16 protein-coding genes are annotated in these 23071 nt (G+C 64.2%); 6 read left to right on the top strand and 10 right to left on the bottom strand.

All coding sequences use genetic code 11. From position 1 onward, the window contains the following. Positions 1-2: 2 nt before the first annotated feature. The 5 genes from AC15MQ_RS11170 to ilvD form a co-directional block, all read right to left on the bottom strand. Positions 3-1079 carry an ABC transporter permease subunit gene (locus AC15MQ_RS11170; RefSeq protein WP_287653448.1) on the bottom strand — a complete coding sequence of 359 codons (1077 nt, stop codon included), beginning with the start codon at positions 1077-1079 and terminating at the stop codon, positions 3-5. Beyond that, a complete protein-coding gene (locus tag AC15MQ_RS11165) occupies positions 1076-1999 on the bottom strand; it encodes a branched-chain amino acid ABC transporter permease (protein WP_287666308.1) in 924 nt (307 codons plus the stop codon). The genes AC15MQ_RS11170 and AC15MQ_RS11165 overlap by 4 nt, the downstream gene beginning before the upstream one ends. 172 nt (positions 2000-2171) lie before the next feature. Next, the gene (locus AC15MQ_RS11160; protein ID WP_287666310.1) at positions 2172-3482 is read right to left on the bottom strand and encodes a branched-chain amino acid ABC transporter substrate-binding protein; all 1311 of its coding nucleotides are present in this window, start codon (positions 3480-3482) and stop codon (positions 2172-2174) included. A gap of 171 nt (positions 3483-3653) precedes the next feature. Continuing rightward, entirely contained in the window at positions 3654-3959 is a 306-nt protein-coding gene (locus AC15MQ_RS11155; protein WP_332335398.1) for a c-type cytochrome, read from the bottom strand. Positions 3960-4189: 230 nt separating this feature from the next. Then, positions 4190-6046, bottom strand: coding sequence for a dihydroxy-acid dehydratase (gene ilvD, locus AC15MQ_RS11150; protein ID WP_287666316.1), 1857 nt, complete (start codon positions 6044-6046; stop codon positions 4190-4192). 83 nt (positions 6047-6129) lie between these two features. Here ilvD and lgt point away from each other — a divergent pair, with 83 nt between their 5' ends. The 5 genes from lgt (at position 6130) to AC15MQ_RS11125 (ending at position 11822) form a co-directional block, all read left to right on the top strand. Beyond that, positions 6130-6927 (top strand): prolipoprotein diacylglyceryl transferase, encoded by a 798-nt coding sequence (gene lgt, locus AC15MQ_RS11145; RefSeq protein ID WP_287655528.1) that lies wholly within the window; start codon positions 6130-6132, stop codon positions 6925-6927. Positions 6928-6971: 44 nt separating this feature from the next. Beyond that, positions 6972-8357 carry a malonyl-CoA decarboxylase gene (locus AC15MQ_RS11140; RefSeq protein WP_483080149.1) on the top strand — a complete coding sequence of 462 codons (1386 nt, stop codon included), beginning with the start codon at positions 6972-6974 and terminating at the stop codon, positions 8355-8357. Positions 8358-8407: 50 nt separating this feature from the next. After that, the gene (locus AC15MQ_RS11135) at positions 8408-8884 is read left to right on the top strand and encodes a VOC family protein (RefSeq protein ID WP_287655524.1); all 477 of its coding nucleotides are present in this window, start codon (positions 8408-8410) and stop codon (positions 8882-8884) included. 1081 nt (positions 8885-9965) lie between these two features. Continuing rightward, the gene (gene ppk2, locus AC15MQ_RS11130; protein ID WP_434735603.1) at positions 9966-10772 is read left to right on the top strand and encodes a polyphosphate kinase 2; all 807 of its coding nucleotides are present in this window, start codon (positions 9966-9968) and stop codon (positions 10770-10772) included. Positions 10773-10892: 120 nt separating this feature from the next. Beyond that, positions 10893-11822, top strand: a complete 930-nt coding sequence (locus AC15MQ_RS11125; RefSeq protein ID WP_350495654.1) for a pyridoxal-phosphate dependent enzyme — start codon at positions 10893-10895, stop codon at positions 11820-11822. Between the two features lie 17 nt (positions 11823-11839). Here the strand turns inward: AC15MQ_RS11125 and AC15MQ_RS11120 are convergent, their stop codons facing one another. From AC15MQ_RS11120 to AC15MQ_RS11110, 3 genes are all read right to left on the bottom strand, one after another. Continuing rightward, positions 11840-12463 (bottom strand): phosphatase PAP2-related protein, encoded by a 624-nt coding sequence (locus AC15MQ_RS11120; RefSeq protein WP_287655520.1) that lies wholly within the window; start codon positions 12461-12463, stop codon positions 11840-11842. Continuing rightward, positions 12464-13204 carry a hypothetical protein gene (locus AC15MQ_RS11115; RefSeq protein ID WP_483080148.1) on the bottom strand — a complete coding sequence of 247 codons (741 nt, stop codon included), beginning with the start codon at positions 13202-13204 and terminating at the stop codon, positions 12464-12466. It lies immediately after the preceding gene. Between the two features lie 98 nt (positions 13205-13302). After that, positions 13303-15306, bottom strand: a complete 2004-nt coding sequence (locus AC15MQ_RS11110; RefSeq protein ID WP_287666324.1) for an acyl CoA:acetate/3-ketoacid CoA transferase — start codon at positions 15304-15306, stop codon at positions 13303-13305. A 202-nt stretch (positions 15307-15508) separates the two neighbouring features. Here AC15MQ_RS11110 and AC15MQ_RS11105 point away from each other — a divergent pair, with 202 nt between their 5' ends. After that, the gene (locus AC15MQ_RS11105) at positions 15509-18910 is read left to right on the top strand and encodes an NB-ARC domain-containing protein (RefSeq protein WP_483080147.1); all 3402 of its coding nucleotides are present in this window, start codon (positions 15509-15511) and stop codon (positions 18908-18910) included. A gap of 52 nt (positions 18911-18962) precedes the next feature. Here AC15MQ_RS11105 and AC15MQ_RS11100 read toward each other — a convergent pair whose 3' ends face one another. Beyond that, on the bottom strand, positions 18963-22004 hold the full coding sequence (locus AC15MQ_RS11100) for a type I restriction endonuclease subunit R (RefSeq protein ID WP_483080641.1): 3042 nt from the start codon (positions 22002-22004) through the stop codon (positions 18963-18965). After that, the gene (gene darG, locus AC15MQ_RS11095) at positions 22001-23062 is read right to left on the bottom strand and encodes a type II toxin-antitoxin system antitoxin DNA ADP-ribosyl glycohydrolase DarG (protein ID WP_483080146.1); all 1062 of its coding nucleotides are present in this window, start codon (positions 23060-23062) and stop codon (positions 22001-22003) included. The genes AC15MQ_RS11100 and darG overlap by 4 nt, the downstream gene beginning before the upstream one ends. Positions 23063-23071: the final 9 nt, after the last annotated feature.

Genomic DNA, 23071 nt, shown 5'->3' with positions numbered 1-23071 from the left:
CGTCAACCCGCACTCTCGGCAAGTTCGCGGCGTCGTTGCGACGAGGGCCACAGGCCCGCCGGACGGAAGCGCATGACGAGCACCAGCGCAAGCCCAAAGACCAGCATCCGCAAGCTCTCGGGATCAACGATCATGCGCCCGAAGAGCGCTCGCTGTAGCGGCTCGATGCCGTAACGCAGGGCCTCGGGGAGGCCGGTCAACAGGATGGCGCCGAGGATCACGCCGGGTATATGCCCCATGCCGCCAAGTACGACCATCGCCAGGATGGTAATCGATTCCATCAATGAGAAACTCTCTGGACTGACGAAGCCCTGCATCGCGGAAAAAACGCCCCCGGCGATACCGCCGAAAGAAGCCCCCATGGCAAAAGCCAGCAACTTGATGTTTCGGGTGTTGATCCCGCAGGCCTTGGCAGCAATCTCGTCCTCGCGTATGGCCTGCCAGGCACGACCGATTCGCGAATCCTGCAAGCGGATATTGACCATTATCACCAGCAGGGCGAGGGCAACCAGCAGGAAATAGTACTTCTGCGGTCCGGAAAGGGTCACCCCGAGGAAACTGCTGGTCTGGGCAAAGGAAAAATCGCCAATCCGAATCGGGTCGATCAGGGTGATTCCCTGCGCACCGTTGGTAATGTTCACCGGCGCATTCAGATTGTTCATGAAAATGCGGACTATCTCACCGAAACCCAGCGTCACGATGGCCAGATAGTCGCCGCGCAACTTGAGTGTCGGCGCACCCAGCAAGACGCCGAAGATGCACGCCAAACCGGCGCCGAGGGGCAGGATCACCCAGAACGGCAGGTGAATGCCGAAATGCGGCGACGCCAGGAGTGCGTAGGCATAGGCGCCGACGGCGTAAAAAGCGACGTAACCGAGATCCAGCAGACCCGCATAGCCAACGACGATATTCAGACCAAGTGCGAGGAAGACGTAGAGAATCGCGAAATTCGCAATCCGCACCCACGCCTGCCCCCCCAGCGCGGCAACAAAAGGAACGGCCAGCAGCACGACGCCGAGCAGCAGGAAGCCCAGCCAATGTCTCTGCCGAGAGGAAGACGGTCTGGCTCGGCCGTTCATGCGCGATCTCCTGTACGCTCGCCAAAAAGACCCGAAGGACGAAAAATCAGAACGATGATCAACACGATGAAGGCAAAAATATCCTGATAGTGACTGCCGAGGATGTCACCGGTCAGATCACCGATGTAACCAGCACCCAGCGCCTCGATCACACCGAGCAACAGGCCACCCGCCATGGCTCCGGCGAGATTGCCGATGCCTCCCAGGACAGCCGCCGTGAAAGCCTTCAGGCCAAGCATGAAACCCATCTGGTAATGCGCAATTTCGTAATACGAACCGACCATGCAGCCAGCAACGGCGCCCAGCGCGGAGCCGATGATGAAGGCCATGGCGATGACGCGGTTGATGTCGACACCCATCAGCGACGCCACGTGCGGGTTCTGTGCCGTAGCCCGCATGGCCATGCCGATGCGCGTACGATGAACCAGGTAAATCAGACCCAACATCACCACCGCTGCCAGTGACACGATGGCGACCTGAACGTTGGTGAAACTGGCGCCGCCGATGTCGTAAATCTGTTTGTGAATCATCGGAGGAAAAGTGATGTAGTTCCGGCCCCAGATGATCATCGCCACATTCTGCAGGACGATCGACATGCCGATCGCCGTGATCAACGGCGTCAGTCTTGGCGCATGCCGAAGGGGGCGATAGGCCACACGTTCGAGTGCCCAGCCGAGCACCATGCAGACCACCACCGAAACCAGCAGGCCGATGCCGAGAACCAGGAGAGGCGGCATGCCGGAGCCGGCAAGGGAGACAATCACCGTAAAGGCAACCATCGTACCGATCATCACCACCTCACCGTGGGCGAAGTTGATCAGGCCGATAATGCCGTAAACCATCGTGTAACCCAGAGCAACGAGCGCGTAGACAGCGCCCAGGGTGAGGCCGTTGATCAGTTGCTGGAGGAGAGTGTCCATAATCAAGCTTTCCGCAACAAGGTGCTGCTGGCGTACCGTATGTTCCGAGGCATGCCGCCAAGGAGGCGGCCGCACAAAAGCTGGGCCCGGTTGGTGCTGAGCGGATGCGGATGCAGGAAAAACGAGGGAATGGCCGGAGCCATTCCCTCGGGATCAAGTTGCTGAGGGGCCCTTACTTCTTGGCTTCCGGAGCCGGGGCGGGTGCAGCAGCAGGTGCTGGAGCCGCCGCAGGTGCAGGCGCCGGGGCCGGAGCAGCCGCAGCAGCGGGCGCGGCCGGGGCCGTACCGCCTTCGGATTTCAGGGTAACCAGCTTGCCATCCTTGATTTCGAAAACGGTAATCGCACCGTTCTTGATGTCACCCTTCTCGTCGAACTCGATCCTGCCGGTAACGCCATCGTAGGAGGTCTTGCCAACCTCCGGCAAATACTTGACCGGGTCGGCAGAGTTGGCACGCTTCATGGCGTCGACCAGGACCATCACTGCGTCATAGCTGTAGGGAGAATAGATCTGAATCTGACCGTACTTCTTGGTGAAGTCTTCGACGAATTTCTGGCCGTTCGGGAGCTTGTCGACCGGCAGGCCGGCCTGCGTACAAACCACGCCCTCGGATGCCGGACCCGCGAGCTTGATCAGTTCGGGTGAGCAGCCACCGTCGCCAGTGGTGAACTTGGCGGTGATGCCGAGTTCCTTCATCTGCTTGAGCATCGGACCACCCACCGCATCCATCCCGCCAAGGAAGATCACGTCAGGCTTCTTGGCCTTGATCTTGGTCAGAATGGCTTTGAAGTCGGTCGCCTTGTCGTTGGTAAACTCGCGCGCGACGATGGTCGCGCCGGCAGCCTTGGCAGCCTTCTCGACCTCATCCGCCAAACCCTGACCATAGGCCGTGCGATCGTCGATGATCGCAATCTTCTTGGCGCCCAGGTCCTTCACCGCGTAGGCACCGACTACCGAGCCCTGCTGGATGTCATTGGCCATCACGCGGAAGGCGGTATTGAAGCCCTGTTGGGTGTACTTCGGATTGGTTGCCGAGGGCGAAATCTGCGGCAGACCGGCGGCGTTGTAAATCGCCGAGGCAGGGATGGTCGTACCCGAGTTGAGGTGCCCGACGACGCCGGCCACTTTGGCATCAACCAGCTTCTGGGCGACGACGGTACCGGTTTTCGGGTCGGCCTGATCATCTTCGCCAAGCAACTCAAACTTGATGACTTTGCCATCGATCTCGATCTTCTTCGCGTTGGCATCGTCGACGGCCAAGCGGGCACCGTTCTCGTTGTCCTTGCCCAGGTGCGCGATCGGGCCGGTCAGTGGCGCGACATGGCCGATCTTGACCACCATTTCGGGTTTCGGCGCCGGCGCGGGCGCTGCCACCGGGGCAGGAGCAGGGGCCGCAGCCTTGGGTTCCTCTTTCTTGCCGCAGCCGATCACGGCCAGCGAGGCTGCCAGAACGAGCAATACACCGGGTGTACGAACACTCTTCATAGGTTTCATCTCCGATATTGTCTGTGTAGAGGGTGGGAAACGGGCGATTGTCCAAGCACATCAGAACCTTGTCAACATGCATATGATCTCTCGACCTGCATATCAGCTTTCGGCACCACATCCCTGAAACGGAAAACCGGCAATTGGCCGGTTTTTTTGTTCATGCAACGATCACTTCAGACTGAGGATCCACTTGACCAGCTTGTTCGCCTCGTCGGGCGTTACCGAAGGATTTGGCGGCATCGGCACTTCACCCCAGGAACCCTTGCCGCCCTTGATGACCTTCGCAGCGAGCATGGCTTCATCCTTGGCCGTGTACTTCTTGGCCACGTCCTTGTAGGACGGCCCAACGACCTTCTTGTCGACGGCGTGACAAGACAGGCAGTTCTTGGCCTTGGCCAGGGCTTCATCAGCCTGGACGGCGCCGGCAGACATTACGCCGGCAGCAGCCAGCAGGCACACGTAGATCGCTTTCATGCTATTACTCCGTTCAGATAAGGGGTTTGAAACGCCTCGATATTATTTCAGTTTGGTCAGCTTGGAAAGCCTCTTGATCCGCAGCGCCGGTACACGCACTCCGCCCCGTCACTAACGCGTTGACCATGCCGCCCGTTGACCTGCGACCGCGTCGCCGGCCGCATCCCGAACGACGCGCGAAACGCCTCGGACACCTCGAACCGGGTCCGTCATGCCAGTCGAGCCTTGGCTCAGCGCCGCTGCAACTGCTTCAGATCGCGCACCGCGCCGGTAGCCGCCGAGGTGGTCATCAGCGCATAGGCCTGCAGCGCCTGCGACACGACACGCTGGCGCGCAACCGCCGGCCGCCAGGCCGCCGCGGCTCTCGACTCCATCGCCAGCCGCCGCCGGGCCAGTTCGGACTCGTCGATCGCCAGTTGGATACGACGCCCCGGGATGTCGATCTCGATCAGGTCGCCCTCTTGCACCAGGCCGATCGCGCCACCTTCGGCGGCCTCGGGGGAAACATGCCCGATCGACAACCCGGAGGTACCACCGGAAAAGCGGCCATCGGTGAGCAAAGCACAGACCTTGCCCAGGCCCTTCGACTTCAGGTAGGACGTGGGATAGAGCATTTCCTGCATGCCCGGCCCACCTTTCGGACCCTCGTAGCGAATGACCACCACCTCGCCAGGCAGTACCTGGTCACCGAGGATCGCCTGGACGGCATCGTCCTGGCTCTCGAACACCCGTGCTTTGCCGGCAAAGACCCAGATGCTCTCGTCCACACCGGCAGTTTTCACGATGCAGCCGTCACTGGCGATGTTCCCGTAGAGCACGGCCAGGCCACCTTCCTGTGAGTACGCATGCGCCTTGTCGCGAATGCAACCCTTGGCGCGATCAAGGTCGAGCTCCGGGTAACGCCGGTTCTGCGAGAAGGCCTTCTGGGTCGGAATGCCACCCGGCGCCGCCTTGAAGAACTCGCAGAGTTGTGGCGCCTGCGTACGCATCACATCCCAGTTGTCGATCGCCTCGCCTAGCGTCCTCGCATGCACTGTCGGCACCTCGCGATGGAGCAGACCGGCGCGATCCAGTTCGCCGAGAATGCCGAAGATGCCACCCGCGCGGTGCACGTCCTCGATATGGTAGTCGGGTGTGGCGGGCGCCACCTTGGCGAGACAGGGCACCTGGCGCGAGATGCGGTCGATGTCGTCCATCGTGAAGCTGACGCCACCCTCCTGTGCCGCCGCCAGGATGTGCAGGACCGTATTCGTTGACCCCCCCATTGACACATCCAGCGTCATCGCGTTCTCGAAGGCAGCGAAACTGCCGATAGAGCGCGGCAGCACCGAGGTGTCGTCCAGCTCGTAATAGCGACGACAGAGGTCGACGATCAGGCGTCCGGCCTTGAGGAAAAGTTCGCGGCGATCGGCATGTGTGGCCAGGACGGTGCCGTTGCCGGGCAGCGAGAACCCGAGCGCTTCGGTCAGGCAATTCATCGAGTTGGCGGTAAACATTCCCGAACACGAACCGCAGGTGGGACACGCCGAGCGCTCGAAAGAGTCGACCTCATCGTCGGAACAATTGCTGTCGCCGCCCTTGACCATCGCGTCGACCAGGTCGACGGCAATCACCTTGCCGCCCCACTTCACCTTGCCGGCCTCCATCGGGCCGCCGGAGACAAATATGGTCGGGATATTCACGCGCATTGCCGCCATCAACATCCCAGGAGTGATCTTGTCGCAGTTCGAAATGCACACCATCGCGTCGGCGCAGTGTGCGTTGACCATGTATTCGACGGAGTCGGCAATCAGGTCACGCGAAGGCAACGAATAAAGCATGCCGTCGTGCCCCATGGCAATGCCGTCATCAATGGCGATGGTATTGAATTCCTTGGCGACACCGCCGGCGGCCTCGATTTCGCGAGCGACCAACTGTCCTATATCCTTGAGATGCACGTGCCCCGGAACGAACTGGGTGAACGAATTGACGACGGCAATGATCGGCTTGCCGAAATCTCCGTCCTGCATGCCGGTGGCGCGCCAGAGAGCGCGCGCGCCCGCCATGTTGCGGCCATGTGTCGAAGTGCGGGAACGATAGTGGGGCATTGCCGATCTCCAATCCAGAACACGCCCGAGGGTGGCGCGATATAATGCGAATTCTATCCGAAAGGCCCACGGGTGTTCGCAACGTGTTGATCCATCCGCAGTTCAACCCTGTCGCAGTCTCGCTTGGCCCGCTCAGCGTGCACTGGTACGGGTTGATGTACCTGGTGGCCTTTCTCCAGTTCTGGTGGCTCGGCCGGCAGCGGATCCTGACCCATCCGGAGCTGGCCACCACCGGCTGGACGCTGCGACAACTCGATGACCTGCTGTTCTACGGCGTCCTGGGAGTCATCGTCGGCGGCCGCCTAGGCCAGGTCCTGTTCTACGAGCCGGCGTACTACCTGGAGCATCCGCTGCAAGTCCTCGCCGTATGGCGAGGCGGCATGTCGTTTCACGGCGGCTTCCTTGGCGTGCTGATCGCGATGTGGCTATACGCCCGCAAGAGCAAGCGGCGCTGGCTCGAACTCACCGATTTCATTGCCCCGCTGGTGCCGCTGGGCCTCGCTGCCGGGCGCATCGGCAACTTCATCAATGGCGAACTCTGGGGGCGCGCGGCTGATCCGGCGCTGCCGTGGGCAATGCTTTTCCCCTGGGTAGACGATGTGCCGCGCCACCCTTCGCAACTCTACCAGGCCGGTCTCGAGGGCCTCGTTCTGTTTGTTTGCCTGTGGCTCTATTCGAGCCGCAAGCGACCCAGCGGTGCCGTTTCGGGAGTCTTTCTGATCGGTTACGGCGTCCTGCGCTGGGTTGCCGAGTATTTCAGGACGCCGGACGAAGGAATCTTTGGACTTTCGTATTCTGTCAGCATGGGACAGTGGCTGTCGCTGCCGATGGTCCTGTTCGGTATCATTTTTGTCGTCGCGGCGCATCACCGACGCGTCTGAGCAGAACACGCGTCGCGGCCGGCCGTGAGACCGAGGAGAAAGAAATGCCTGCAGGAATTGTAGTCCGGGGCTTGCGCAAGGTGCGCACGCTGCTTGCCGACAGTGGCGGTGCACGTGGCCTTGCGGGCAAGGAACTGGTCCGGACCCGCGAACTCCTTCACGAATGCGCAGCCGGAGTCGGCGGGGAAATCTCGGCCAGGCAGCGTGCAGGGCGTTTGGCGGAAACCTACCTGCGTCTCGAAGACGAGGGTCGCGCGACCTTCCTGCGCATGCTGGCCACCGAATTTGGCCCCGACCCGCAGTTGGTCGCCACGGCGCATGCCAGCTATCAGGCGGCCATTGGCAGTGACGCGCAATGGATGGCCGAATCGGAACTGCGCAAGGCCATGCGCTCGTCGCGCCTGCGTATCCTGGCGCAATTCAATACCCTGCCGCAAGGCGTCAAATTCCTGGTCGACCTGCGCGCCGACCTGCTGCGCTTTGCCGACACCGACGCTGCGCTGCGCTCGCTCGATCGCGAACTCGAGTCCCGGCTAGGCGCCTGGTTCGACGTCGGTTTCCTTGAACTGCAAAGAATCACCTGGAGTTCGCCGGCAGCGCTGCTCGAAAAACTGATCGAATACGAGGCGGTGCATGAGATCCGCTCCTGGAGCGACCTGAAGAACCGTCTCGATTCCGACCGTCGCTGCTATGCCTTTTTCCACCCGCGCATGCCCATGGAACCGCTGATCTTCGTCGAGGTCGCTCTGACCGACCACCTGGCGGACAATGTGCAGATGCTGCTCGACGAGCAGGCGCCGGTTTTCGACGCGCAGCGCGCCAGCACGGCGATCTTCTATTCGATTTCCAACACGCAACCCGGCCTGCGCGGCGTGTCCTTCGGCAATTTCCTGCTCAAGCGCGTCGTTGACGACCTGAAACGCGACTACCCGCGTCTGGTCAGTTTCGCCACCCTGTCGCCGCTGCCCACATTCCGGCGCTGGGCCGAAAAGAATCCGGAAGCCTGGCAGCAGTCTTTCAGCGCCGCCGATCTGGAGCGGATCACACGCCACCTCAAGTCGGACATGGCACCGCCAGCGGACGCCAGCGAACTTGCCAAACTGCTTGCGGATGATCGCTGGGTGAATGAAGCGCGCCTCGCGCGTGCCCTGCAACACGGCCTGATGCGCCTGGCCGCGCGTTACCTGGTAACCGCCAGCAAGGGCGGCCGGCCTTTCGACCCGGTTGCCCGCTTCCACCTGGGCAACGGCGCACGTGTCGAACGTCTGAATTATCTGGCCGACACATCGGCACGCGGACGGCAGCAGTCCTATGGCCTGATGGTGAATTATCTGTACGACCCTGATACCATCGAAGCGAACGTCGAAGCTTTTTCGCGTGGCGGCGAGATTGCTGTCGCGACGGCGATACGTCGTTCTGCACGCGATTGAGATTGCGCAGCCAGAACTTTTTTCGATCCTCCTACGAGAAAGAACAACACATGAAGCAACAACGTCCCTTCAAAGTCCTCGGAATCCAGCAAATCGCCATCGGCGGGCCCGACAAGATGAAACTGCGTCAACTCTGGGTTGACATGCTGGGCCTCGAAATTACCGGCAACTTCGTCAGTGAGCGCGAAAATGTCGATGAAGACATCGTCGCGATGGGCACGGGCCCTTTCAAGGTTGAAGTCGATCTGATGCAACCGGTCGACCCCGAGAAGAAACCCGCAGTACATGCAACCCCGCTCAATCACGTCGGCCTGTGGATCGACGACCTCCCGAAGGCCGTCGAATGGCTGACCGCCAACGGCGTTCGCTTCGCCCCCGGTGGTATCCGCAAAGGAGCAGCAGGCTTCGACATAACCTTCCTGCATCCGAAAGCGAGTGCGGAATTCCCGATCGCCGGAGAAGGAGTGCTGATCGAAATGGTCCAGGCCCCACCCGAAGTGATCGAAGCCTTCGCCAAACTCGGCTGAGGACGCAGCGCCTCCAGAAACCCGAAGGTCATGGACTGGCCGCCCCGGATGGGGCAGCCAGTTTGTCATGGCCGTTCCCTCGCGCACCCGGCAGGATCTGCTCCTGCCGTCCTGAACCACACAGCAATCGGCAATGCGACGGACAGGCATTGCCGCTCAACGATCAGTGCCTGCGCGGCGTCACAATAAAGCATCGCCGGCCGGCATTTCCGGTCGTGTGCGGCGTCTGACAGGCAACGTGACATCGGTCACAACGCCGGCATGGAAAACTGCTACTGTCCGCGCACGTCCCGAGCCCGCATGCGACACGCCGGCACCACACCAGCAACGCCTTTGGCATATTGCACGTTTCGTGCACGGCAGTGTTCATTTTTGCGAAAAAAAGGACGATAATTGCCGCCCACGGCCTTTCCGGCGCAAAGAGGAAACGAACCATGCCAACAATTCAAGGCAGTATCGAATTGTCGAGTCTTAACAGCAGCGAAACCAAGGCATAAGTTCGCCCTGTGCCCGTCCATTCACATTCCTCTTGTGCTGCACTGAAGCAACCGGCGTTAGCCACGCCCAGCGGGCAGCGAGGGCTTGTTCGCTTCGCCATCATTGCTGGCATCATCTGCTGCATGGCATCGGCAGCCGACACAACCGAGCCAGTCAACTCGTCGTCACGGTCGTTCACCGAACCCTGAGTCCGCGGCTTAAACAGCTACCCAGGGCCTGACGGCAGCAGCCGTTGGCGCCCCGGAAGCTTGCCGCGTATTGTCCGGGGGGTCGTCGACAAAAGCGGAGCGAAGTCTTCCGGGACAGCATACGTTTTCATTTCCCAGCAGTTTCTAGCCACACCAAGGAGGCATCAATGAGTGAAGTCAAGACCGTGCAAGAAGATGTCGTACCAGAAAGTGATCAAGCCGCTCCCGCAGCAGTGACCGTAGAGCAGCCGGTATCGCCACCGGCTGCCGCCGCCGGCAAGGCAGCGCGCGCGACGGCCAAAAAGGAGCCCGTGAAGGCCGCCAAGGCGACGAAACCGGTCAAAGGCAAGCCGGCAGCAACACCGAAGGCGGTAGCAACCCCGGCCAAGGTGAACCTGAACGAGGCTCCGCATCCCGCTCCGAAGCCTCCGCTCAAAACCAAGGATTACGAACGGACGCTCGCCAAGCTGCAGATCGAACTCGTGAAACTTCAGGAGTGGATCAAGTTCAAGAAACTGAAAGTGGTCGTGCTGTTCGAAGGGCGCGATGCGGCTGGCAAAGGCGGCACGATCAAGCGCATCACCGAGAGCCTGAGCCCGCGCGTCACCCGCGTTGCTGCGCTGCCGGCGCCGACCGACCGGGAACAGACACAGTGGTATTTCCAGCGCTACGTCCAGCACCTTCCGGCCGGCGGCGAAATGGTTCTTTTCGACCGCAGCTGGTACAACCGGGCCGGCGTCGAGCGCGTGATGGGATTTTGCACCGAAGAGGAATACCGCGAGTTCCTGCGCACCTGCCCCGAATTCGAACGGATGCTTGTCCGCAGCGGTGTCATCCTGATCAAGTACTGGTTCTCGGTCAGCAACGAAGAGCAGGAGCGCCGTTTCCAGAAGCGCATTTTCCATCCGGAAAAGCACTGGAAACTGAGCCCCATGGATCTGGAATCGCGTGCGCGCTGGGTCGAGTACTCGAAAGCCAAGGACGCGATGTTCGCCCACACCGATATCAAGCAGGCCCCGTGGTACGTGGTCGACGGCGACGACAAGAAGCGCGCCAGACTGAACGTGATCACGCATCTGCTGAACATGATCGACTATGAAGACCTGACGCCACAGCCGATCGTGCTGCCGCCCCGCCAAGACGAGGGCGGTTACGTGCGCCCGCCGATCACCGACCAGACCTTCATTCCAGAAGTGTACTGAACGACAGGCTGCCGTCGCACCAAAGACACAGGCCGGCGCGGAATTCCGTCGCCGGCCTGCGTCGTTAATCGTCCTGCACGTCGCCGGCGCAGCACTCGCGCGCGACACCGGAACAGCAAGATGCCGCTGCACATTGAAACCCCACTCATCGAGTCCCCGTTTCTGAGCCATGCCGGTCATTGCGCGGCGTGGCTGAAGCTCGAAGCGCTGCAGCCACCGGGATCGTTCAAGATTCGCGGGGTCGGCGCGGCCTGCGAGGAATACCTGCGGCGCGGCGCGCGCCGCTTCGTTTCATCATCCGGCGGCAATGCCGGACTGGCCGTCGCCTACGCCGGCCGCCGCCTGTCGGTCCCGGTCACCGTCGTGGTGCCCGAAACCGCATCCGCCCGAGCCAGGGAACTGCTGCAACTGGAAGCGGCACAGGTCATCGTGCACGGCGCCTCCTGGGACGAAGCCAACTTGCTGGCGCTGTCGATTGTTGGTCAGTCAGACGCTTTCATCCATCCCTTCGATGACCCGCTGCTCTGGTCCGGCCATGCCACCCTGGTTGACGAAGTCGCCCGCGCCGCCCTGCGCCCGGACGCCGTCGTCCTGTCGGTCGGCGGCGGCGGCCTGCTCTGCGGCGTGATCGAGGGCTTGCGACGCAACGCCCTCGGCCATGTCCCCGTGATCGCCGTCGAGACCACAGGCAGCGCATCCTTCAATCATGCGCTGCGCGCCGGTCACCCACTGGAACTCGAGACGATCAGCAGCGTCGCCACCTCGCTCGGTGCCAAACGCGTTTGCGACCGGGCATTTCAGTGGTCGACTGAGCATGCGATCGATAGCGTCGTCGTTTCCGACGGAAGCGCTCTCGATGCCTGCGAGCGCTTCCTCTCCGACCACCGCCTGCTGGTCGAACCCGCCTGCGGGGCCACCCTCGCGCTGGCTTACGAGGGCTCAGCGGCGCTCGCGGGTTTTGCCAGGGTCCTGTTCGTCGTCTGCGGCGGCGCAACGGCCAGCATCGATCAGATCCGCGCATGGTCGGCGAAGGCGGCACAGCCCGTGTGAGGGATACGGAGGGTTTCCTACCCCGGCCAGAACGCAAAACCGACCAGCAGCGCGGCGAACAGTCCGGTCAGCACGTCCAGCGTCCAGTGTGCCCGCAACACGATCACCACCAGCATCTGCAACACCGCCAGCAGGGTCGCGACAACAGTAAGGACGGGAATGCCGAGAGTGGCGATCTGGATGGCGCCATAAACGGCCAGCGCGGTGTGACCCGAAAAAAAGAAGTCGTTGCCGACGGCATAGGTGACGAACAAGGAAGGGAAGCCCGGATCGCGCCAGATGATTCCCGACGGTGCCGGTAGCGCCACCACCGCCTGGCTCGCCTGCCGCAGACCGAACAGGCACAGCAGCCCCCAGAACGGACTGAAGCTCGGACCGACCACGGCGTAGCCGAGAACGAACAGGCTGACCGCATCGACGCCCAGCGAACTGGCGATCAGCGCCGCCCTGGCGGCACCCGGATGGACGTGCAGCCAGGCGTTGCCGGCGGCGGTCAGGCGGTGCAGATGATCGTAGATGCCGCCGCCTTCGAGATGGCGCTGGCCGATCATGCGCTGCGTCACGAACCAGGCCACCAGCCCGCAGGCGATGCCCAGCAGGCGCAGGCCAATGGTGTCCCAGGCCGGCAGTTCGATCATCATTCAGTGCGGCTGCGTGCCGTCGGTGCTGCTCGCCGCGACCCGCTCGAGTTCCACCCGCTGCGCGGGAATTCCGGCCCAGGTCTCGCCGGCCGGTATCCGGGTATTGGGCAGGACGAAGGAGCCGGCCAGGACCTTGGCCTTCTCGCCGACCTCGACACCGCCCATCACGATCGCGCGCAAGCCGATGGTGGCGCCGGCGCCGAGTCGTACCGGCGCAATCACCAGGTAGCCGCCCTGCGCGTAGTGCGCCATGACGCTGGCCGAACCGCCGATGGTCACCCCCGCAGCCATTTCGATCATCGACGGATCGGCGATGGCCGTCGAATTGATGGTCACGTTGCTGCCGATCTTCATGCCCATCAGGCGGTAGTACAGTTGCGCGAAGGGCGACGGCGTCACGAACTCCAGGAACGAGTAGCGAACCACCAGCGTCAGCGTGCAATGGACATACCAGCGCAGTGCGGTCAGGGACACGGCCGAGCCGCGATACGGTTGCAACCGCCCACCGAGAAGAAAGTTCAGGAGCGGCGCCACCAGCAGCAGCGTCAGGCCGTAGGCAAAGTAACTGGCGGCCAGCGCCAGTCCGGTCAGCGGGTAGCGCCAGCCGGCGGCAAGCGTCGACAGTGCCGGCGCGAAAATCCCGGCGTATAGCCAAACGGCAACGCCGAGGGAAAGACCGGCCGCGATGATGGCCAGTGCGATGAACGGCAACGGCCCGACGAGGGCAAGTAGTCTCTGCATGCAGGATGACCAGGCGAGGGGAAGAAACGGCGCTGGGGCGGATATTACGACGAACCGGCACCGTCCGGGGGCAACACCGTGTCCGCAGGCAACGCGGACTACGAGCGGCTGAGGTTCGCTTCGGCCTCGGCCGCCGTTTCGTAACTCTGTGCGGCAATCTGCCGCTTCTCCAGGGCCTCGCCGAGTTTGGCGCGCAGGAAGGTGTTGGAGGTAAAGCGGGTCACCTTGTGGTAACAGTTGTCCATCAGGACCTTGACCATGTCGATATAGTCATCGACCAGTTCGGGCAGGATCGAGAAGCGGTCGTAGTTGACAATCGCATACACCTTGTGGCCGATCGGTGCCAGCTTCTCGTGCACCGCCAGCCGAACCCGTTCGATGTCGGCCGCGCTGCGGATGCTCAAGCCCTCGAAGTTGAGAAAGAGAATGTTCTTGTCGGCGTTGTACGCCAGGCGTTCAGCCAGCGGCATCTCGAGCATCTCGGCTCGCAGCCGCATCGGCTCTTCCCGGAAAATCCGGCTGTCCATGAGGACCGGCTCGGCACGCATCAGCGGTACGAAATCCATCCGCTCCAGGATGTCCTTCTGCAGATCGACACCGGGTGCGATTTCCACCAGTTCCAGCCCTTCGGGACACAACCGGAAGACACAGCGTTCGGTCACATAGAGCACACTCATCCCTCGCCGCTGCGCTTCAGCACCGCTGAAGGTCCGATGTTCGACCTCGTCGACAAACTTTCTCGCCTGGCCATCCTCGACGATGCGCAGTTTGCCGTCCTCCAGGGCAACCTCCAGTCTGCCGGCGGTAAACGTGCCGACAAAGACCACCTTCTTGGCATTCTGCGAAATATTGATGAAACCACCGGCGCCCGCCAGGCGCGGGCCGAACTTGGACACATTGAGGTTGCCGTGCCTGTCCGCCTGCGCCAGACCCAGAAAGGCGATATCGAGGCCACCCCCATCGTAGAAATCAAACTGACTGGGCTGATCGATCACCGCCTGCGCATTGGTCGCCGCCCCGAAGCTCAAGCCGCCGGCCGGGATGCCACCAATCACCCCGGGCTCGGCGGTCATGGTAAGCAGATCGGCAATCTTCTCTTCGGCGGCGACGCTGGCGACACCTTCCGGCATGCCGATGCCGAGATTGACCACCGCATTCGGCTTCAACTCCAGCGCCGCGCGACGCACGATGATCTTGCGCTCACTCATCGGCATGGCCGCTATCGCCGACAACGGCACCCTGATCTCGCCCGCAAAGGCAGCGCTGTACTGCTCACCGAAGGTCTGCATGTGGTACTCCGGCTTTTCCGCCACCACCACACAATCGACGAGAACCCCCGGCACCTTCACCTGACGCGAATTCAAGGTACCGCGCTCGGCAATGCGCTCAACCTGGACGATGACGATGCCGCCGGAGTTCCGGGCGGCCATGGCGATGGCCTGCGCCTCCAGGGTCAGCGCCTCCTTCTCCATGGTCACGTTGCCATCCGGATCGGCGGTGGTGCCGCGGATGATGCCGACATTGATCGGAAACGCCTTGTAGAACAGGTACTCCTCGCCGTCGATTGCCATCACCCGCACGATGTCGTCGGTGGTCATCGCGTTCAGTTTGCCGCCGCCGAAACGCGGGTCGACGAAAGTGCCCAGGCCGACGCGCGTGATCGTTCCCGGTTTGCCGGCGGCAATGTCACGAAACAGATGGGTGATCACCCCCTGCGGAAGGTTGTAGGCCTCGATACGATTGGCAACTGCCAGTTGCTGCAACTTGGGCACCAGCCCCCAGTGACCCCCGATGACCCGGCTGACCAGGCCGGCGTGGCCGAGGTGGTTGAGTCCGCGCTCCTTGCCGTCACCCTGTCCGGCCGCGTAGACCAGCGTCAGCCGGCGCGGGTGCCCGAGACCATGGGTATCGTCACTCTCGCTTTCCAGGAAAAGGGCTTCGAGGGCCACGGCAATATTCTCGGCGAAGCCGATACCGACGAAACCACCGGTGGCGACGGTATCGCCGTCACGAATCAAGCGTACTGCATCGCGCGCGGAGACAATCTTGCCGCTATCGGAAGCGCGCAGCGACGACGCCATGGGATGACTGTTGAGTGGCATGACGGGTTCCCCTTGCATTCCGGGCATCCGGAGGGCACCCGCAGTCTGCGCCCAACTGCCCGCTTTGCGCAACCTTGCCACCAGAATGGGCCTCCAACCGGGAGCCCCCCCATGTACGGTGACTCGGCCGCCCTGCTAGAATCGTTGCGCAGTTTTGCCGACGCACCTGCGTCGAGCCCATGGCCAACAAGGAGTGATCATCATGTCCGACAGGAAGAGATTTCTCGCCTCCGGCCCCGAACTGCGGGACGACCAAGAGCCATTCGACGAGCCATTGCAACGACCGACCGCCGATGGCGCAGGCAGCGAATCCGGCAGCTGGCAAGCGACGCCGAGCGCCGTCGCGCCCGCAACCGACAGCTTCGGCCAGCACGCCCAACTCGCTGGCGGCGGGGCCATTGCGCAAGGCGAGCATGCCGTCTCTGTCGGCTCTGCGGGGGTCTATGTCGGCGGCGACAACTCCGGCAATATCAGCATCCACGTCGGGGCCCCGGGCCGACCCAGGCAGACGCCCTTCCAGGCACCGCCACCGGCCCCCGACCACGTCCAGCGATCGCAGGAGCTGGCCCTGATCAAGGCGCACCTGCTCGACGGCAACGGGCAACTGCTGGCCAACAGCGTCGGCCTGTGCGGCTTCGGCGGTGCCGGCAAGACCACCCTCGCACGCCTGTTCTGCGCCGACCCGGCCGTTCTGCAGGCCTGCCGCGACGGCATCCTGTGGGTGCCGCTGGGCAAGAATCCGCCCGACCCGCGCGCGCAGATTGCCGATCTGGTCAGCGCCCTCCGCGGCGACTGCGACGGCTGTACGACGCTGCCAGGCGCCCGCGCCCAATTGCTGGCGGCGCTGGCGCAACGCACGTTGCTGCTGGTGCTCGACGACGTTTGGGACGAGTCCCAGATCCGGGACATCGTCGCCGCCAGCGGTGGCTGTGCCCGCCTGATCACCACCCGCAACGCGCTCACCCTCCCCTTCGAAGCCGAACTGCTGGACGTCGGCAACATGCAGGCAGCGGATGCCAGGGAACTGCTCGGCGCCGATCTGCCGACAGGACAGGACGCCCGTCTCCTGAGTCTGATCAGCCGGTTGGGTTACTGGCCAGTCTTGCTGCGGCTGGCCAACCGGACCCTGCGGCAACGTATCGGGCGCCAGAAAATGCCCATCGCCAAAGCGCTCGACGCCGTCGAGCGCGACCTGGCACGCAAGGGCGTGCTGGCTTTCGACCCCGCCCACGACGCCCTGGAGCGCGACCAGGCGGTGGCCGCCACAGTCGAGGCCAGTCTGGAACTGCTGGATGCCGCCGAGCGCCAACGTTACGCCGAGCTGGCGATTTTCCCGCAGGATGTACCGATCCCCCTGGCAAGCGCCGCCGAACTCTGGCAGATCACGGCCGGGCTCGACGCGACCCAGGCCGAGGAACTGGTCTCTTCGCGGCTGGAACCGCTGTCGCTGCTCGACTACGACGCCGGCTCAGGGACTCTGCGCGTGCACGACGTGCTGCGCAGCTACCTGTCGCTGCAGCTGACCGACAAGGCCGCGCTGCACCTGCGTCTGACCGAGCATTGGGGGGAACGGCCGGCCAGGGAGCATGCCTACGCCTGGCGCTGGCTGGCCTTCCACCTCGCCCAGGCGGCCCTGGCCAGCGCGCAGCCGCAGCGGCACGGCCTCGTCGAACGTCTGCTGGTACTGGTCGGCAACACCGACTGGCAACAGGCGCATGAGCAGGCACTCGCCGACCTGCCGGCACTGCGCGAGGCCCTGTCGTGCGCGCTCGACGCGGCGGTATCCGACGACCTGCCCCTCGGCGTGCCGCTGATCGTCGACGCTGCCGACACCCTGACGCGCTTCCGCCGCCGGCACCTGCGGCCGGAACCGATCTTCGAACTGGCGCAGCAAGGAGACCTCGACGGTGCCCGCCGCCGCTGCGCCCTCTTTGCCCTTGACGAACACTGGCGCCAGGTCCTCCTGCTGACCGTCGCCTGGCTGGCGCCGGCGCACAAGCGCGCACAGGCACGCGCCCTGTTTGCCGAAGTCGAAACCGAGTCGATTGCGCAGCCGGCGGTGCGCACCCTGCTGCTCTGGCTGCGAGCGCAGATCTGGGAACAGCCGGCGCCAGTCTTCGCCTTCCAGGTACCGCCGCAGGAAGCCGACACGGCACTGATCGAAGAGTTGCTCAAGCGTGTCGGCGGCGGCGAGTACCAGCGCGAGTTGATCATCAGCCGTGGGCTGGATCCCGACCTGCACAACCCCGACCGGCCGCCGCCGACGCGCGGCATCTACCACGGCGCAGCGGCCGACGGCAGCGCTGACGACGCCGAGCGCGGCACGACGCGATATCTCGCCGAACTCGACGGCCCTTACCTGGCGGCCTACGCCGCGCAGGACCCGGACCGCGGCATGGATGCCCTGCGGCGCTACCTCAGCGTCTATACCAACTACAACTACTCCGAATATCGCTTCAGCACCCTCTGGCTGCTATTCGGCTTCATCGTCGAACTGCCGCGCCCAGACGGCAGCGAGTGGCTGCGCGAGGCGGTGGTCGGCATTCTCACCGCGGCCCTCAGCGGCGATAGTGTCGAGTTCGAAGAGGGCCTGCCGACGGCGGCCACAGCGCTGCGTGCCCAGGCGCAGGATGCGGCGGCGCGGACCGCGCTGCACGAACAGGCGGCCGGGCTGATCGACGAGGCGATGTGCCTCAAGCCGGGACGCGAAGTGCAGGGCAGCGACATCTGGGCGCAGCACAAGCGACGGATGCTGGCCAGCGCCCAGGCACTGGGCTGGCTGCTCGGAGAAGAGGCCCTCGCCGACCAGGTGCTGCAGGAAGCCATGGCCTTGGCCGATTCCGGCTTCGCCGGCTACCAGGCGCCGGCGTGCATGGCGCTGGCCGAAGCCATCGAGATCTGCCAGCGTGGACAGCCCCAAGCCTCGCCGGCGATCGAGCAAGCCCTGGAGTGGGCGCAACGGGCCGCGCACAACGTCCAGGATCCGACCTTCTGCGCCCGCATGACGGCGCGTGTCAATGCGCTGCGAACGCACTGGTGGCCGGGCTTCGACATCGAGGCGCGCGCCCGGCATCTGTCCGAAGGCGCCTACCTTCCAGAGTTCGCCGGCCTGCACCGGGTGGGCCACAGCTACGCCGGCCGCCGTCCGGACGCGCTGCAACTGCCGGCATGGGCCCGCGACGACGGCAGCTTCGACGGTCTGCAAAAGCTCTATCAGCGCCCCAGGGCGGATTTTCTCCGACTCAACGGCAACGACCGCCCGCTCCACCCCGGCGACGCGGTGGCCGTGCCCGACCCGGGCTTGGCGCCGCATCTGGCGGCGCGACTGGCGGCGGCGACGCTGGCCGCGGCCGGCTCGTGGCCGTTGCCGCCGGAACGGCTGCAATTGTTGCGCTCGCTGGTGCCGCACGCGCTCGGCAGCCCGACCGCCCTGGATGCGGTGCTCAGCCGCCTGGTGCTGGCGCAGGCACGGCGTGCGACGCCGCCGGACCTCGCCGAAGCGACCGCGCTCGACGCCGTGCTGGCTCGGCGCGTGACCGCCGAGGCGGCGCCGGCACTCCGCGAACCGCTCGTTGCGCCCGCGCCGGCGCGGCTGCCGACCTGACACGGCGCGGCGAAGGAGTCTGCGGCGTTGGCTTCGTGCCTCCGGAGGAGTGTCAGAGCGGATGGGCGGTGAACGCGTACACCATGTCGCCGACGAAACGGCGAAACGACTCGTTCTCGACGAACTGCTTGTAGACCTGCGTGTCGTCCTTGAGGAGGATCTGCATCACCTTGCCGAGCGCCTGGTCGTGTGCCATGCGCGCCGTGTGCGGGGTGTTCTCGCGGGCGTTGCGGTAGGCCGCGTCGGCGGCGACCTTGGGCGCGATGTCTTCGCGGATCCGCTTCGCGACCCGGTCGCCGTCGGTAAACAAGGTTCCGAACTGTTCATTGAAGGTCTTGAGGATGTTGCTCAGCCGATCCATCTCGGGTTCCGGCTGGTGGCCGCGCGTATCGGTGGGCAGCGGCTCGATCTCGGCATCCTGGTCGGCGAGCGCGATGTTCATCGCCGCCTTCTTCTCGACGCGGTAGCTGTCCATGTCGATCGCTTCGAGGATGCCCCTGGCGAGGTCTTCCTCCTGTGGCGCCGGCAGCCTGGGCGTCAACAGGTCGAGGAAGATCGACAGCTTCTCCCACCCGGCGTTGCGGTAAGCGATCACCGACGAGAGGAAGGCGTAGCTGCGGCAGAACACCCGCGCCTTGCCCTTGAAGTCCACCTGGCCATCCTCGTCGAGCGCGTCCACATAGACGGCGACGCACGCATCGAGGATCGGGTCGAGCTGGTCGCGGTCGGCACCATCGAGAAACATCGCCACCACCTGCCGGACCTGCTCCGGCGAGTAGACCTGCGCCGCGTCCAGCGCCGCCTTCAGGTCGTGCAGCCTGTTCGGATCGGTCTCGTCGGCCAGCAGCGTCGTGCGGTAGTAGTCCTGGAAGGCGTAAGTGATCGCCTCGCTGTTGTTCTGGAAATCGAGCACGCAGCAGTCGTGCTTCTGCGGGTGTCCGCGGTTCAGCCGCGACAGCGTCTGCACCGCCTTGATGCCGGCCAGCAGCTTGTCCACGTACATCGTGTGCAGCAGCGGCTCGTCGTAGCCGGTCTGGAACTTGTCGGCGCAGATCAGGAAGCGGTAGGGGTCGGTCCGGATCTGCCGCGCGATGTCGCCGCTCGCGAAGCCGTTGAGCGACGCCTCGCTCACCTTCGCTCCGCCGACCTCGTGCTCGCCCGAGAAGGCGACAATCGCCTGGTACGGGCTCTTGCGCTCGCGCAGATACGCCTGGAAGGCGTGGAAGTACTGGATCGCGCGCTCGATGCCGCTGGTGACCACCATCGCCCGCGCCTGCCCACCGATCTTCCCGGCCGCCAGCACCTGCGCGTGGAAGTGGTCGACCATGATCTCGGTCTTCAGGCGGATCGCGTGCACGTGGCTCTCGACGTAGTGGCGCAGCTTCGTGTTCGCCTTGCGGGTATCGAACTCCGGGTCGTCCTCGCTCTTCCTGACCAGCCTGTAGTAGCTGTCCACCGGCGTGTAGGCCTTGAGCACGTCGAGGATGAAGCCTTCCTCGACCGCCTGCTTCATGGTGTAGCTGTGGAAGGGCCGATGCCTGACGCGCCCGGCCGCGTCGAGCGGCAGCGGCTCGCCGAACATCTCCAGTGTCTTGTTCTTCGGCGTCGCGGTGAAGGCGAAGTAGCTGGCATTGGCCAGCATCTTGCGCGCCGCCATGCGCTTTTCGAGCGCCGCGTTCACCGTGTCCTCGGGGTCCGGTCCCGCGTCGTCGTCTTCCGCCGGCGCGCCGAGTGCCTGGCTCATCGCCGCCGAGGTCTTGCCGCCCTGGCTCGAATGCGCCTCGTCGATGATGATGGCGAAGGTCCTGCCGCTCTCGATGGCGATCTCGTCGAGGATGAAGGGGAATTTCTGCACCGTCGACACGATGATCTTCCGGCCCTGTTCGATGAACCGGCGCAGGTCGCCCGCGCGCTCGGCGTGCCCGACGGTCGCGCCGACCTGCATGAACTGCCGGATCGTGGTCTGGATCTGGTCGTCGAGCAGGCGCCGGTCGGTGACCACGATCACCGAGTCGAAAATCTCCCTGTTGGCCCGATCCGCCGGATCGCCGTCGCGCTGCAGACCGATCAGCTGGTGCGCCAGCCAGGCGATCGAATTCGACTTGCCGCTGCCCGCCGAGTGCTGGATCAGGTAACGCCTGCCCGCTCCATGGGCACGCACATCGGCCAGCGCCTGGCGCACAAGCCTAAGCTGGTGATAGCGCGGCCAGACCTGCCGGCGCTTCTTCCTGCCCGTGCGCGGATCCTTCTCCTCGACGATCTGCGCGTAATTCTCGAGGATGTTGGTCAGACCCGCGGGGGTGAGCACCTCCTGCCAGAGGTAGGCGGTCTTCAGGCCGTGCGGGTTGGGCGGGTTGCCGGCGCCGTCGTGGTGACCCTTGTTGAACGGCAGGAACCACGAACCCCGGCCGCGCAACTCGGTGCACATCCGCACCTCGCTCTCGTCGACCGCGAAGTGCACCACGCAGCGGCCGAACTCGAACAGCCGTTCGCGCGGGTTGCGGTCGCGCCGGTACTGCTCGACGGCATCGTCGACCGTCTGTTTGGTGAGGCTGTTCTTCAGCTCGAAAGTGGCGATCGGCAGGCCGTTGATGAACAGGCACAGGTCGAGCGCGCGGCGCGGCGCGTCGCTGCTGTAGGTGAGCTGGCGCGTGATCGAGAAGCGGTTCTGCGCGTGCCGCGCCGCGGCCCTGGCGTTGCCCGGCGAGGCCGTGCCGTAGAACAGGTCGAAGTGCTGCGGCCCGTGCGCCACGCCCTTGCGCAGCACGTCGATGACGCCGCGCTTGCCGATCTCGGCAGAAAGGCGGGCGAGGAACTTGCGGCGGTTGATGTCGCTGGCGTCGTTCGCTTCGGCCAGCGCCAGCTTCCTGAAGGCCTCGGGCTGCGTGGCGCGCAGGAAGGCGAAGCGCTGCGGCACGTCGAGCGCGTGCGCGCGGTCGTAGTCCCGCGCGCTGCCGGCGATGTAGCCGGTGCCGCCGTACGGCGCGCGCACCTCTGCGGCGGTGTTCGGGGCGACGACAAGGCCATCCACGCCGGTCATGTGGCGCATGATCAGGCTTTCCAGGCCCTTCTCGCTGGTGTCGGTAGTCGTCATGCACAGACCTGTGCATCGACGGGAGGCGTCCACCCCGTCTTCGCCAGCACACCTGCGGCAATGCCGATCTGCCGACGCGTGAACCGCCGTTTGCGCGGGTTCCAGGCATAGACGGCTTCGACCAGGTCATCGAGGGTCGTAACGCTCTCGTGCTTCATCACCCAATGCACCGTGGACAGCAGCTCCAGACCGAAAGACGACTCGAAGCCATCGACCAGCGCCGCCACGCTGTTGAAACGCTCGCGTGTCTCGGGATGTTGCGCGAGAAAGCTTGAGGCGTCCTCGACCGCGCCCGGAACCAGCGTCAGGGGCTTGTCCGGCGCGTCACCGCCGTCGGCGTAGCCAGCGATCAGGTGACCCTCGATCGCGTGCAGCACATGCCGCAGGTTCTCGGCGTAGGGACCGTAAGGCGCCTTGACGTACTTCAGTTTCAGCGGTTCACCCGCTTCCTGCATGAAGTACATCAGCTTATGCACCTCCAGCAGGGTGACAAAGGGGTCGAGCAGACCACCGAGATAACGGTGCATCAACTCCACCAGCGCCGCTCGCCCGGCAGTCATCCTGGGCACTTCGCGGCTGTGCGCCATGGCGTCGGAAGTGGGCGCACCGCTGGGCTCCAGGATCAGCACCCGCACATCGGCAAGCCCCGCAAGTGCGGCTTCGATGCGCGGCCTGACCTCGATCCAGTCCAGTCCACCCAGGCCACTGCCCAGCGGCGGAATGGCGATCGAGCGGATACGCCGGGCACGGATCAACTCCACCAGCGCGGCCAGGCCGGCCTCGATGTCTTCGATGCGGCTCTTGCCACGCCAGTGGCGCTTGGTTGGAAAGTTGATGATGTAGCGCGGCGCGGCGAGCTGCCCCGTCTCGAACACAAACATCCGGCCCGGCTGCACCTCGCCGCGCCGGCAAGCCGCAGCATAGGCCCTGAAGTTCTCCGGGTAGGCATGCCTGAACTGCAACGCGATGCCACGCCCCATCACGCCCACACAGTTGACCGTATTGACGAGCGCATCCGTCCCGGACTTCAGGATGTCGCCGCTGGCGTATTCGATCATGGCTGACGC

It is taken from the genome of Candidatus Accumulibacter propinquus (assembly GCF_056856495.1).
Note: the sequence above shows the minus strand (reverse complement) of the source record. Positions and strands in the feature narration are given on the sequence as shown.